Genomic DNA, 13074 nt, shown 5'->3' on the forward strand with positions numbered 1-13074 from the left:
TCTCGTTAGGATCGTCGGCATGACTGCACTCGAGGGAGTCTTCATCGGCCTGCTGGTCGCGGCGACGCTCGTCATCGGCTGGTTCGCCTGCTTCGTCGTCTACCGGCTCTACAAGGGCCAGCGCTGACGTCATGCCCTGACTGACTGGGAGGACCGCTGTGCCGTTCGTGCTGCCCGACCCCGAGGGGCTCGCTCCCGAGGTCTACCCTCTGGCCTGGCTCCTCGGCACCTGGCGCGGTGAGGGAGTCGTCGACTACCCCGGCATCGACGAGGCGACGTTCACGCAGGAGATCGTCATCGCCAGCGACGGCGGACCGTACCTGTCGTACACGTCGACCATCCGGCTCGTCGTGGCGCCGTCCGACACGGCCGCGCTCGAGGACGAGCCGCCCGCCCCGGTCTGGCAGACGGAGTCCGGCTACTGGCGGATCCCGCCCGAGCGGCCCACCGACTGGGGACTCACCGAGGAGCAGCACCCGGTCGAGCTGCTGGTCGCCGACCCGTCGGGCCATGTCGCCCTGTACATCGGCGCGGTGGGCAAGGGCCGGATCGACCTGGTCAGCGACGCGATCGTCCGCGCGGCCAGCGGTGCCGAGGTCAGCGCCGGCAAGCGCCTGTACGGCCTGGTGAACGGTGAGCTCATGTGGGCGCACGACATCGCGGCGTTCGGCCACCCCATGCAGTCCTACGCCTCCGGCCGCCTCGCGCGCGCCGAGGCCCTCTCCGACGACGAGGCCTGATGACCACCGACGCACCCGTAGAGACCCCGGCATCGCACGGCGAGCCCCCGCGGCACAGCAGCCCCCTGCTGGCCCGGCGGGGTGCGGTCCGGGCCGCGGGTCCCGACGACGGCGTCGCGTGGCACTACGGCGACCCGACGGCCGAGCAGCGCGCCCTGTCCCGCGGCGGCGCCGTGGTCGACCAGTCCCATCTGGGCGTGGTCACCGTCACCGGTCCGGACCGGTTGTCCTGGCTGAACTCGATCACCTCGCAGGAGCTGACCGCGCTGGCCCCGCGGACGTCGACCGAGCTGCTGGTGCTCAGCCCGCAGGGGCACGTCGAGCACGCGGCGGGCGTGGTCGACGACGGCGAGACCACCTGGCTGCTCACCGAGACGCCGATCGGGCTCGCTGCGTGGCTGAACCGGATGAAGTTCATGCTCCGGGTCGAGATCGCGGACGTGACCGACGACTGGGCGGCGATCGGCGAGCCCGTCGACGCGGAGGGCACCGCGGACGAGCGGATCACCTGGCGCGACCCGTGGCCGACCACCGGCGTCGGCGGCACGCGGTACGGGCCGGCCGACGACGAGCACCCCGGCGCGGACCGCGACTGGCGGCTCGTGCTGGTGCCGCGCGACCGGCTGGTCGAGGAGGTGCGCGCCCGGGAGGCCGCCGGCTGGCCGCTCGTCGGCACGTGGGCCAGCGAGGCCGCCCGTGTCGAGGCGTGGCGTCCGCGCGCGTCCCACGAGGTCGACCACCGGACCATCCCGCACGAGCTCGACTGGCTGCGCACCGCCGTGCACCTGACCAAGGGCTGCTACCGCGGGCAGGAGACGGTCGCCCGCGTGCACAACCTCGGCCGGCCGCCGCGCCGCCTGGTGATGCTGCACCTCGACGGGTCCGGGCACCTGCTGCCCGAGCCCGGTGCCGCGGTGCACGACGTGGTGAAGACGGACAGCTCGCAGGAGCCCGGACGGGTGGTCGGTCAGGTGACCACCGTCGCGCGGCACCACGAGCTCGGCCCGGTCGCGCTCGCCGTGGTGAAGCGGTCGGTGCCGTCGGACACCGAGCTGGTGGTCGACAGCGAGGCTGGTGCGGTCGCCGCCGGGCAGGAGCAGATCGTGCCCGGTGACGGGGTGTCCGTGGACCGCCCGGCCGCCCGCGGACCCCTGACCCGCGGCCTGGGGCAGCACCCGATGCTGTGAGCTCCTCGTGACGGGCACCGACTCACGCGCCCGCCTGGTGATCAGGGCGCGGGTCCGGCAGGGGTCGTCCCGCGTGCGGGCGGCCTGGTTCCCGATCCTCCAGGCGTCGCTGGCCGCGGCGATCTCGTTCGCCATCGCCAAGTACGCCGTGGGTCACCCGTACCCGTTCTTCGCGCCCGTCAGCGCCTGGATCGCCCTCGGGTTCACCACCGACCGGTCCGTGCGGCGGGTGGCGGAGCTGGCGGTCGGGGTGGCTATCGGCGTCGGGCTCGGGGACCTGCTGGTGCACCTCATCGGCAACGGTCCCTGGCAGGTCGCCGTGGTCCTGTTCATCGCCGCGATCCTGGCCCGGTTCCTCGACCGCGGCGGGATGCTCACCACGCAGGCGGGCGTGCAGGCGCTGGTCATCGTCGGCCTGCCCGCGGTCGCCGCGACCGGTGGTCCCCTCGGCCGGTGGATCGATGCCGCGATCGGCGGTGCGGTGGCGCTCGCGGTCGCGCTGCTCACCCCGCGCGACCCGCGGCGGCACCTGCGGACCCTCGCGCGGGCCGCGGTGGAGGACCTGGCCGCCGTGCTCCGCCTCCTGGCCAGCGGGCTGCGGACCGGGTCGACGGACGACGTGCAGGACGCGCTGGTGCGCGGGCGGGCGTCCCAGCCGGCCCTCGACGAGTGGTCCGAGACCGCGACGAGCGCGACCGAGCTGGCCCGGGTGTCCCCGGCCATCCGCAAGTACCGCGAGGAGCTGGCGGGGCTCGGTGGCAACGCGGTGCTCATCGACCGCGCCATGCGCAACGCCCGCGTCCTGGCCCGCCGGTCCCGGTCGACGGTGGACGCGCAGAGCCACGACCTGACGACGATCGCCGCGCAGGTGGAGGACACCGCGCGTGCGGCCGACGAGCTCGCCGCCGCCCTGGGCTCCGGGCGCGACCCGGAGCGGGCACGGTCGCAGCTGCTCGCCGTCGCCGGGGCGCTCGACCCGTTCCAGCTGGCCGCCCGCGACTGGCAGGTGCAGAGCCTCGTCCTGCTGCAGCGCTCGCTGGTGGTCGACCTGCTGGAGGCGGCCGGCGTCCCGCCGCGCGAGGCCCGCGACTCCCTGCCGCAGATCTGACCCGCGGACCCGCGGGTTCGGTACGGTCGCTGCGTGGACGTCCCGGTCAGCGCGCTGCGCGCAGAGCTCAGGCAGTGGATCGAGGCGGCGCGCGCCGGGGAGGACGTGGTGATCACCGAGCGCGGGATCCCCGTGGCCCGGCTCAGCGGCATCGAGTCGGCGGACCTGCTCAGCCGGCTCGAGCGCGACGGCCTGCTGACGCCGGCCACGACCACGCGGCCCACCGCCCGGTCGGGCGACCGGTCCGCTGCCAAGGGCGGGGTCTCGGACCTGGTCCGCCGGCTGCGCCGCTGAGATGGCGATCGTCTACCTGGACACCAGCGCGCTGGTGAAGCTCTGCGTCGCCGAGCCGGGGTCCGCTCTCGTCGCTGCGCTCTGGGACGGCGCCGACCTCGTGGTCACGTCCCGGCTGGCGGACGCCGAGGTGCGGGCGGTGCTCGCGGGTGGCCGTCGGGCGGGTCGCCTCGACGGGGAGGCCGCCGCGCAGGCGCTGGCCGCGTGGGAGCGGCTGTGGCCCGCGCTGCACGTGCTGGAGCTGCGGGACGTGGTGACCGAGGCGGCGGCCGCGCTGGTCGGCAGGCACCCGTTGCGTGCGGCCGACGCCCTGCACCTCGCGTCGGCGCTGCAGCTGCGGTCCCCGGACCTGGTCGTGGCGGCCTGGGACGACCACCTCGTCGCCGCGGCGCGGGCCGAGGGGCTGCTCGTGGTGCCGTGACGTCTCGTAGGCTCACCCCGTGATCGCCAGCGCGCAGGTCGTCATCTTCTTCGTCTTCTACATCGCCATCTTCGGGCTGAGCCTGTGGGCGCTCATCGACCTGCTCCGGCGGCCCGCGAGCGCGTTCCCGCAGGCGGGCAAGCGGACCAAGGGCTTCTGGGGGGCGATCGTCGGTGTGGCCACGGCTGTCTCGTTCAGCGTGATCCCCATCCCGGGCGTGCCGCACCTGCCGTCGTTCCTGGCCCTGCTGGCCGCGGTGGGCGCCATCGTCTACCTCGTGGACGTCAAGCCGGCCGTCACGCCGTACTCGCGCCGTCGTGGCCCCCGAGGCCCGAGCGGTCCGTCCGGCGGCTGGTGAGCGTGCCCGACATCGGCACCGACGCGGTCCCGCTGGCGCGGGTGCTGCGCGGGGGGCTCGTCGAGTCCGTGCACGCCGGCCACGTGGTCGTCCTCGCGCCCGACGGGTCGGAGCGGCTGGTGCTCGGCGACGCCGACGGGACCCTCTGGGCGAGGTCCTCGCTCAAGCCGTTGCAGGCGGTCGCGATGCTCCGCGCGGGACTGGACGTCGACGGCGCCACGCTCGCGCTCGTGTGCGCCAGCCACAACGCCGAGCCGGGGCACCTCGACGTCGTCCGAGGTCTGCTGGCCGCTGCCGGGCTGGGTGCCGACGACCTGCGGAACACCCCCGACTGGCCGCTGGACGCCGACTCCGCGTGGCAGTGGCGCGCGGACGGGCACGGCACCGAGCCGCTCACGCAGAACTGCTCGGGCAAGCACGCGGGCATGCTGGCCACGTGCGTCGCGGCCGGCTGGTCCACCGACGGGTACCTCGACCCCGAGCACCCCCTGCAGCTGTCCACCCGGGCCGTGATCGGGGAGCTGACCGGCGTCCCGGTGGAGCTGGCGACGGTCGACGGCTGCGGTGCCCCGCTGTTCTCCACGACGCTGCGCGGGCTGGCCCGGTCGTTCGCGCGCCTGGCGTCGGGCGACGGGCTCGAGGCGCGCGTGGGGAGGGCGATGTCCGCGCACCCCTGGCACGTCGCGGGGACCGGCCGGGACGCCACCCGGTTCATGGAAGCGGTCCCCGGGCTCGTGGCCAAGGACGGCGCCGACGGGGTCTACGCGGCCGGTCTGCCCGACGGCGGGGCGGTGGCGGTGAAGATCCTCGACGGCTCGGCGCGCCCGAGGCCGGCCGTCCTCGCTGCTGCCCTGGTGGTGGCCGGCGTCGACCCCGCGCTGGTCGAGCCCGTCGGGCTCACGCCCGTGCTGGGCCACGGTGCCCCGGTGGGCGAGGTCGTCGCGGCCTTCGGCACATGAGGGCGGTGGTCCAGCGCGTCACGCGCGCGTCGGTCACGGTCGACGGGATCGTCGTCGGCGCGATCGACCGGGCCGGTCTCGTCGCGCTGGTCGGGGTGACGCCGGGGGACGGGGCCGCGCAGGTCGAGCTGATCGCGCGCAAGATCGCGGAGCTGCGCATCCTGCGTGACGAGCAGTGCGCGGTCGACGTCGGTGCTCCGGTGCTCGTCGTCAGCCAGTTCACGCTCTACGCCGACACCCGCAAGGGCCGCCGGCCCACGTGGAACGCCGCCGCACCCGGGCCGGTGGCGCAGCCGCTGGTGGACGCGGTCGTCGACGCGCTGCGCGCCCGCGGGCTGGAGGTGGCCACCGGGGTGTTCGGCGCGGACATGGCCGTCGAGCTGGTCAACGACGGCCCGGTGACGATCCTGCTGGAGTCCGTGCCCGACGCCTGACGCGCTAGATGTGCCCGCAGTCGGTGGTCACGACGCTCATCAGCTCGAGCCCGGTCGGCGCGGCGGGTGGGTCGACCACGGCCGGGTCCGCGCCGTCGACGAACGTCACCCCGAAGCCGTCGCGGCAGAACCCACCGGCGTTCTCCGCCCGCCACCCCGACGCCACGAGGCCCGCGCCCACCTCCGACTGGGCGGCGCCCGGATCCGGCACGGCGTACAGGTGGACCACCCGCGAGCACTCCTGCATGCACAGGGCGTTCTCGACGCTCGCCGTGGTCATCAGCTGCGCCCCGGTCGCGACCGGGAGGGACGCCCCGACGCTCGTCATGCGGGCGAGGCTCGGACCGCCGAGCGTGCCGAGCGCCAGCCCGAGCCCGAGCAGGACCACGGCCGAACCGGCCATGATCGCCCATCGCCGGCGTGCCGCCCGGACGACGAGCCACGTCGGGGCGAGCGCGGTGAGCATCGCGACGACGGCCACCAGCCAGTCGGACGACCTGCCCGCGGTCCCGGTGACGAGCAGCACGGCGGCGATCGCGAAGGTCCAGGCAGCCCACAGGACGAGCAGCCCGACAGCGCGGGCGACCCATCGGGGGTTCGCGTGCTGGTCCGACGGGAACAGGTCGGCAGAGGTGGTCGTCACGGCATGCCCTCCCTGGCCGCAGCGCCGCGGCCGTGGTGATCTGGACTCACCGCCCGCGGAGGGCCGGCACCCCGAACGGTCGTGTCACACGGAGAGGGCCCCTCGGAGTAAGCGTCCGAGGGGCCCTACCGTGTTCGCAGGTCTTCCGTCTCCGGCGGACCGGGGACCGACGCCGCGCTGACGGTGCGGCTACGTCCCGTCACCCCGGTTCGCCACCGGCATGGTCACCCCGAGGGGTTCCGACGCCTGTGGCCCGCCGTGGGCGGGACGACTGCGAGCAACCAACCGGCGCCTTGACGACCCCCGCGTCGTCATCCGCGGGTCGTCGTGTTGCCACGACGATGTGGTCGTCCGTTCTCCGGTCGGCCCGACATCCACAGCCTGTCCCCACCGGCGCCACCTCCCCGAAGGGCGTTCTGCGCCGCCTGCTCGCGTCCCCGAAGGGGCTCGTGCGTCGAGGTTCCGGTCCTGTCCGAGCGATCGTCGACCCGGTCCACGTGGACTCCGAAGAGCCCACCTGACCTGCGGTTTCAGTCGACCCGGGTGGGGTCCTTCACCTGCGGTTCTCGATCTGTCGATCTCGATGTGAGATTTCTAGTCCTCCAGGGGAAGGGGCCACAAGGGCTTCCTGGACCTTTCTTTGTCCACCGCTGTGCCCACAACCTTGTCCACAGGTTCACCTGCGGAAACATCCGGTTAACACAGGGCTGTGGACAGAATTTGTGGACGAGCCGCGTGTCGTTCACCCGTCCGCGCACACCCGCCTTGTAGCCTGAGCACCGGTGAAGGCCCCTCGGAGTAAGCGTCCGAGGGGCCTTACCCATGTCCGCGAGTCATGATGGCCGGGTGCTGATCGAGGCGGTCCGGGGCGACATCACGACGCAGGACGTCGACGTCGTCGTCAACGCGGCGAACTCGTCCCTGCTCGGCGGTGGGGGCGTGGACGGTGCGATCCACGCCGCCGCCGGTCCGGAGCTGCTGGCGGCGTGCCGGGAGCTGCGGCGGACCACGCTGCCCGACGGGCTGCCCGTGGGCGACGCCGTCGCGACCCCCGGGTTCCGGCTCCCCGCGCGGTGGGTGGTGCACACGGTCGGGCCCAACCGGCACGCCGGGCAGACCGATCCCGCCCTGCTCGCGTCGTGCTTCTCGCGGTCGCTGGAGCTCGTGCGCCGGCTCGGTGCGCGCACCGTCGCGTTCCCCGCCGTGAGCGCCGGCGTCTACGGCTGGGCGGTCGAGGAGGTCGCGGAGGTCGCCGTCAGGGCGGTGCGCGACCACGGAGACGCTCCCGGCGTCGACCTCGTGCGGTTCGTGCTCTTCTCCCCGCGGGCGCTGGAGGCCTTCCGGACGGTGCTCGACGCCCGCTAGCGTCGCGACCATGCCCGAGCTGCTGCCGGCGCTGCCGGATACCGAGTTCCGCCGCGTGCTGTGCGTCGTGGCCCACCCCGACGACGTGGAGTACGGCACCTCCTCGGCGGTGGCCGTCTGGACGGCACGCGGGGTCGAGGTCGCCTACCTGGTGCTCACCCGCGGGGAGGCCGGCATGGACGCGTCGCCGCCGGACCGCACCCGCGAGGTCCGCACCCGCGAGCAGGTCACCGGGTCCGCCGCGGTGGGCGTGACGGACGTGCGGTTCCTGGAGCACCCCGACGGGGTGCTCGAGTACGGGCTGCCCCTGCGGCGGGACATCGCCCGGCGCATCCGGGAGTACCGGCCCGACGTGGTGCTCACCGGGTCGTGGGAGGTCGAGTTCGTGGCCGGGCTCAACATGGCCGACCACCGCGTCGCCGGCCTGGCCACGCTCGACGCGGTGCGCGACGCCGGCAACCGGTGGGTGTTCACCGAGCTGCTGGACGACGACGCCCTCGAGCCCTGGCAGGTGCGCTGGCTGCTGGTGGGCGGCGACCCCCGGCCGACGCACGGCGTGGACGTGACCGGCGACGCGCTGCAGGCCGGGATCGCGTCGCTGGAGGCCCACGCCGAGTACCTCGCCGGGCTGCCCGGGCACCCCGCTCCCCGGGACATGCTCCCGATGATCGCGGGCATGCAGGGACGCGCGATGGGGGTCGAGCACGCCGTCCTGTTCCGCGCCTACGACCTGCAGGCGCCGCCGCCGATGATCGGCGACTGACTACCTGGTGATGTCGCGGCCGTGGGCCGTCAGCGCCCAGATCACGAACACGTTCAGCGCGATGACGATGACGCTCCAGACCGGGTAGTACGGCAGCCACAGGAAGTTGAGCAGGGCACTGAGGGCAGCCAGGAACACCGCGATGCTGCGCGCCCACACCGCTCCCGTGAGCAGGAAGTACCCGGCCACGGCGACGACGATCCCGGTGATCAGGTGGATCCAGCCCCACGTCGTCACGTCGAACGAGAACGTCCACTCCGGACCGACCACGTAGAGCGTGTCACCGAGCAGGGCGACCAGGCCCTCGACGGCCTGGAAGGTCCCGATGAGCAGCATGAGGACCGCGGCGAAGACGGTCAGTCCCACCGCGAACGAGTTCCGGGTCTCAGTCATGTCTGTCCTTCCGAAGGAGGGGCGTTGCCTGTCTCATCCCCAGACCGCGGCCTCGACGGGTGCGGCTGGTGGCGCGTAGGGGAGCCTGGCCATGCGGAACGAGACCAGCAGGCCGGCGAGCGCGGCGACCAGCGGGACGAGCATGGCGATCTGCAGGGCGAGCGGCCGGGCCTCGGTGTTGATCCGGATGATCTCGTCCTGCGTCTCCTCCGGCTGGTCGGCGAGCAGCTCCTCGAGCTGCGTGGTGCTCACCACCTGCACGTCGCGCTCGAGCGCCTGCGCGACCTGCGTCTGCTCGGAGGCGTCGAGCACCGTGCTCTCGGACGTCATCGACGTGAAGATCGTCGAGAGCGCGGCCAGCAGGATCGCGCCCGCGAACGCCAGGCCGAAGGACAGCCCGAACGACCCGGCGGCGGAGTTGATCCCCGCGGCCTCGCTGACGCGTTCCTCGGAGATCGGCGCCAGCGTGTAGTTGTTCAGCTGCGACACCAGCAGGCCCAGCCCGGACCCGGCGACGAGCAGCGGGACCACCAGCCACCAGCCGGAGTCCGCCCGCGGCACGACGAGGATCACGGCCGCGACGCCCACGAGCAGGAGCGTGAACCCCCACCGGATGATGCCGCTCGGGTTACGGGTGCCGGCCTTCTTCCCCGCGACGAGCGCGACGGCGAACATGCTCAGCGACAGCGGTGCGATCGACAGGCCGGCCCCCATCGCGCTGTACTCCAGCACCACCTGCAGGTAGATGGGCAGCGCGATCATGGTGCCGCCGAGGGCGATCTGCTGGAGCGACTGCTCGGTGATCCCGAACCGGAACACCTTGGAGGCGAACAGGTCGGGGTCGATCAGGGTCGGCTGCGCCAGCCGCCTGCGCCGGCGGAGCCACACGACCAGCGAGCCGAGCGCCACGACGCCGACGGCCAGGATCGCGGCCACCGACTCGCCACCCTCCTGCCAGACCAGGATGCCGAGCACGACGCCGCCCATGCCGAGCACCGAGAGCACGGCACCGACACCGTCGATGTGGCGCGATCCCGTGTACGGGACGTCCTTGACCAGGCGGATCCCCGAGAGCACGACGGCGATGATCACGACCTCGAGCAGGAACGCCAGCCGCCAGGACAGGTACGTGGTGATGAATCCGCCGAGCAAGGGGCCGACCGCCGCCGCGATCGCCGCGGCCGCGCCGACCAGGGCGAACGCCTTGCGCTGGGCCGCACCGGCGAAGTTGCCGTGGATGAGCGACTGCATCGCCGGCAGGAGCAGCGAGGCACCGAGCCCGCCGATGACGGCCCAGAAGACGACGATGGCCGCCAGGCTCTGCGCGAGGGTCATGGCCAGGGCACCGACGGCGTAGGCGAGCAGGCCCACCACGTAGGCCCTCTTGCGGCCGAACAGGTCGCCGATCTTGCTGCCGATGAGGATGAACGCGGCCGAGACCAGCGCCTCGAGGGCGATCGCGGATTGCACGCCACTGACGGTCGTGTCGAGGTCGCGGACCACAGCGGAGATCGAGACGTTCATCAGCGACGTGTCCACCACGAGGACGAACATCGCCATCGCCAGCAGGATGGCGAGTCGGGGATTCCCCGCGGATGCCGCGGTGTCGTCCTCCGGTGTGGTGGTCATGTCGATCCCCTCGTCTCAGGCCCGGGCGCGCGCCGGGCTCACCGCCTCCGGGGGAGCGAGCACGGGCCGGGTGGCCCTGCGGCGCATGAGCACCTTGTCGACCTCCGCGACGACGGGCAGCAGCAGGGCGAGCCCCAGGCAGGCGAGCCACTGGGACCCGGTGAGCGGCTGCGTCGTGAGCCAGCGCTGCAGGAAGCCCAGCTCGGTGGCCAGCACGACGAGGATCACCGGCACCGAGAGCACCTTGACCGCGGTCAGCACCGGAGCGGCCAGGCCGGACTCCGGCTCGCGGCGCAGGACGAGGCCGGACAGGACCGAACCGAGTCCCATGACGACGAATGCCATCGTCATCGACGCCGTCGGGTGGTCGGCGGCCGGGGTGTCCGGACCGAGCACCAGCGGGATCGCCGAGGCGATGCACAGGATCGCGCCGTTGATGATCCAGCGGCGCACGGCGGGGCCGTTGGTGATCCCGACGTCCGGGTCGCGCGGCGCCCGGTCCATGATCCCGGGTCCCACCGGGTCGAGCATGATGGCGATCACGGGGAACACGCAGACGAAGAAGTTGAGGAACAGCACCATCATCGGGGTCATCGCGACACCGTCGGCGATGTCGAAGACGCTGGCCGCCAGGAACAGGACCACCAGACCGATGAGCTGGCTCATCTGGAAGCGGATGTACGCGGTGATCTTCTGGTAGATGCTGCGGCCCAGCTCGACGGCGTGCACCAGGGTGCTGAAGTTGTCGTCGGTGAGCACCAGGCGAGCTGCCTGCTTGGTGACCTCGCTGCCGGAGCCCATCGCGACGCCGATGTCGGCCTGCTTGATCGCGGCGGCGTCGTTGACCGCGTCGCCCGTCATGGCGACCACCAGGCCCTGCTTCTGCATGAGCTGGACCAGCCGGAGCTTGTCCTCGGGGGTGACGCGGCCGAACACGTGCAGGTTCGGCAGCCGCTCGAGCAGCTCCTCGTCGGTGAGGGCAGCCAGCTCGGGTCCGCTGATCGCTCCCGGGCCGAGCCCGAGCTGCTTGCCGATCGCGCTCGCGGTCACCGCGTGGTCGCCGGTGATCATGCGGACCTCGATGCCGGCCTTCAGCGCGATGTCGACTGCCACCTTGGCGGTGGGCCGCAGCGGGTCGACGATGCCGACCAGCCCGACGAACACCAGGTCCTCGACGTAGGACATCGGGTCGGCCACCAGGGCGGCCTCGTCGGCCGGCGTGAGGAACCGCGTCGCGAAGGCGAGCGTGCGCAGACCCTGCTCGGCGAGCCGCTCCATCTCCGCCTCGATGTCGGCGCGCATGTCCTCCAGCGGGACGGTCTGGCCGGGACCGGCGAGGGCGTGCGTGCAGCGCTGCAGGACCACGTCCGGGCCGCCCTTGACCACCTCGACGAGCGACCGGTCGCCCCGCCAGGGCAGCCAGTGCGCGGTGGCCATGAACTTGTAGGCCGAGTCGAACGGCACCTCCGCGACGCGGGGGTACGTCCGGCGGCTCTCCTCCGCGTCGATCCCCAGCTTCGCGGCGAGCACCACGAGCGCGGCCTCGGTCGGGTCGCCGATGACGCCGCCGGAGTCGGACACCGTCGCGTCGCTGGCCAGGCACAGGCCGTACGCGAGCGGTGTCAGATCCGGGACGTCCGCGCCCGCCGTCTGCAGGATGCGGCCCGTCTTCGCGTACCCGCTGCCCTCGACGGTGAAGTGCTGACCGATCGTGTACAGCGCGGTGACCGTCATCTCGTTGAGGGTCAGCGTCCCCGTCTTGTCGGAGTTGATGGAGCTGGTCGCCCCCAGCGTCTCGACGTCGTTGAGGTTGGCGACGACGGCCTTCGCGTCGGCCAGCTGACGGGCTCCGTACGCGAGCATGGCCTGCACGAACGTCGGCAGACCCGTGGGGATCGCGGAGATGGCGACCGCGGTCGCCAGGAACAGCAGGTCGCTCGGCGACTGGCCGCGCAGGACCCCGATGAGCACGATGACCGCCACCGCGCTCCACGCGATGACCCCGAGCACCTTGGTCAGCTTGTCGAGCTCGCGCTGGAGCGGCGACTTCGTCTTCTCCACCGACGACAGCAGGGTGGCGATGTTGCCGATCTGCGTCGTCATGCCCGTCGCGGTGACCAGCATCGTGCCGGTGCCGCGGGTGACCGACGTGTTCTGGAACGCCATGTTGGCGCGGTCGCCGAGCGGGACCTCCGCGTCGGCGAGGGTGATCACGTCCTTGCCGATCGGGGTGCTCTCGCCGGTCAGCGCCGCTTCCTGCGTCTCCATCGTGGCGGTCCGCAGCAGCCGGCCGTCGGCGGGCACGATGTCGCCGGCCTCGAGCTCGACGATGTCGCCCGGGACCAGCTCGTGCGCGGGGATCTGCACCAGGGCGCCGTCCCGCCGCACGCGCGACTGCGGCTCCTGCATGGTGGCCAGCGCGTCGACGCTCTTGCGCGCGAGCATCTCCTGCCGCGCGCCGATGACCACGTTCACCACGACCAGGAACCCGACGATGAGCGCGGTCGAGCCCTGCCCGATCGCGGCGCTCACCGCGGCGACCGCGACGAGCATGATGTTCATCGGGTCGCGCAGCTGCGCGAGCACCACCGACCACACCGACGGTGCGGCCTGCGCGGTGAGCGTGTTGGGTCCGTAGCGTTCTCGGCGGGTCGTCACCTCCGCCGTGGTCAGGCCGGCCCCGACGTCCGTGCCGAGCTGCGCGCTCGCGGCCTCGGGGTCGAGCGCCCACCACCGGGTGGGAGCTTCAGTGCTGCTGAGAGTATCTGTCACCGAGAGCT

At 72.9% G+C, this 13074-nt stretch carries 14 protein-coding genes; 10 read left to right on the top strand and 4 right to left on the bottom strand.

Annotation, left to right across the window (positions count from 1 at the left end):
* Window positions 1-158 precede the first annotated feature (158 nt).
* Genes ASD18_RS05415 through dtd form a run of 8 tightly spaced genes read left to right on the top strand, consistent with a single transcriptional unit; the run spans window position 159 to window position 5501 of the window.
* Window positions 159-740, top strand: a complete 582-nt coding sequence (locus ASD18_RS05415) for an FABP family protein (RefSeq protein ID WP_056087731.1) — start codon at window positions 159-161, stop codon at window positions 738-740.
* Entirely contained in the window at window positions 740-1927 is a 1188-nt protein-coding gene (locus tag ASD18_RS05420; protein ID WP_056087733.1) for a folate-binding protein YgfZ, read from the top strand. Before ASD18_RS05415 ends, ASD18_RS05420 begins: the two co-directional genes overlap by 1 nt.
* A 7-nt stretch (window positions 1928-1934) precedes the next feature.
* Window positions 1935-3035, top strand: coding sequence for an aromatic acid exporter family protein (locus tag ASD18_RS05425; RefSeq protein ID WP_056087736.1), 1101 nt, complete (start codon window positions 1935-1937; stop codon window positions 3033-3035).
* A gap of 33 nt (window positions 3036-3068) precedes the next feature.
* On the top strand, window positions 3069-3329 hold the full coding sequence (locus ASD18_RS05430) for a type II toxin-antitoxin system Phd/YefM family antitoxin (RefSeq protein WP_056087740.1): 261 nt from the start codon (window positions 3069-3071) through the stop codon (window positions 3327-3329).
* A 1-nt stretch (window position 3330) separates the two neighbouring features.
* A complete protein-coding gene (locus tag ASD18_RS05435) occupies window positions 3331-3750 on the top strand; it encodes a type II toxin-antitoxin system VapC family toxin (protein ID WP_056087742.1) in 420 nt (139 codons plus the stop codon).
* A gap of 19 nt (window positions 3751-3769) precedes the next feature.
* Window positions 3770-4108, top strand: a complete 339-nt coding sequence (locus tag ASD18_RS05440) for a DUF2516 family protein (protein WP_056087745.1) — start codon at window positions 3770-3772, stop codon at window positions 4106-4108.
* 11 nt (window positions 4109-4119) lie between these two features.
* The gene (locus ASD18_RS05445; RefSeq protein ID WP_369817278.1) at window positions 4120-5067 is read left to right on the top strand and encodes an asparaginase; all 948 of its coding nucleotides are present in this window, start codon (window positions 4120-4122) and stop codon (window positions 5065-5067) included.
* Window positions 5064-5501, top strand: a complete 438-nt coding sequence (gene dtd / locus ASD18_RS05450) for a D-aminoacyl-tRNA deacylase (protein ID WP_056087750.1) — start codon at window positions 5064-5066, stop codon at window positions 5499-5501. Before ASD18_RS05445 ends, dtd begins: the two co-directional genes overlap by 4 nt.
* A gap of 4 nt (window positions 5502-5505) precedes the next feature.
* Here the strand turns inward: dtd and ASD18_RS05455 are convergent, their stop codons facing one another.
* Window positions 5506-6144, bottom strand: coding sequence for a hypothetical protein (locus ASD18_RS05455; protein ID WP_056087755.1), 639 nt, complete (start codon window positions 6142-6144; stop codon window positions 5506-5508).
* Window positions 6145-6990: 846 nt separating this feature from the next.
* On the opposite strand from ASD18_RS05455, the gene ASD18_RS05460 reads away from it, so the two are divergent.
* Entirely contained in the window at window positions 6991-7509 is a 519-nt protein-coding gene (locus tag ASD18_RS05460) for an O-acetyl-ADP-ribose deacetylase (protein ID WP_056087757.1), read from the top strand.
* Window positions 7510-7519: 10 nt separating this feature from the next.
* A complete protein-coding gene (locus ASD18_RS05465) occupies window positions 7520-8272 on the top strand; it encodes a PIG-L deacetylase family protein (protein ID WP_056087761.1) in 753 nt (250 codons plus the stop codon).
* Here ASD18_RS05465 and ASD18_RS05470 read toward each other — a convergent pair whose 3' ends face one another.
* From ASD18_RS05470 to ASD18_RS05480, 3 genes are read right to left on the bottom strand one after another with little or no spacing between them, the layout of a single operon-like run.
* Window positions 8273-8665, bottom strand: a complete 393-nt coding sequence (locus ASD18_RS05470) for a hypothetical protein (RefSeq protein ID WP_056087764.1) — start codon at window positions 8663-8665, stop codon at window positions 8273-8275.
* A 33-nt stretch (window positions 8666-8698) separates the two neighbouring features.
* Entirely contained in the window at window positions 8699-10294 is a 1596-nt protein-coding gene (locus tag ASD18_RS05475) for an MFS transporter (RefSeq protein ID WP_056087767.1), read from the bottom strand.
* A gap of 15 nt (window positions 10295-10309) precedes the next feature.
* Window positions 10310-13066: a cation-transporting P-type ATPase gene (locus ASD18_RS05480; protein WP_056091624.1), complete on the bottom strand. Its 2757-nt coding sequence runs from the start codon at window positions 13064-13066 to the stop codon at window positions 10310-10312.
* Window positions 13067-13074 lie beyond the last annotated feature (8 nt).

Source organism: Cellulomonas sp. Root137, from assembly GCF_001426725.1.
In the GTDB taxonomy this organism is placed as follows: Bacteria; Actinomycetota; Actinomycetes; order Actinomycetales; family Cellulomonadaceae; genus Cellulomonas.

Excerpts from the sequence above, each read along its gene's own strand:
- ASD18_RS05420 (WP_056087733.1), top strand. The coding sequence starts at position 740 with ATGACCACCGACGCACCCGTAGAGACCCCGGCATCGCACGGCGAGCCC.
- ASD18_RS05435 (WP_056087742.1), top strand. The coding sequence starts at position 3,331 with ATGGCGATCGTCTACCTGGACACCAGCGCGCTGGTGAAGCTCTGCGTC.
- dtd (WP_056087750.1), top strand. The coding sequence starts at position 5,064 with ATGAGGGCGGTGGTCCAGCGCGTCACGCGCGCGTCGGTCACGGTCGAC.
- ASD18_RS05465 (WP_056087761.1), top strand. The coding sequence starts at position 7,520 with ATGCCCGAGCTGCTGCCGGCGCTGCCGGATACCGAGTTCCGCCGCGTG.
- ASD18_RS05470 (WP_056087764.1), bottom strand. The coding sequence starts at position 8,665 with ATGACTGAGACCCGGAACTCGTTCGCGGTGGGACTGACCGTCTTCGCC.
- ASD18_RS05475 (WP_056087767.1), bottom strand. The coding sequence starts at position 10,294 with ATGACCACCACACCGGAGGACGACACCGCGGCATCCGCGGGGAATCCC.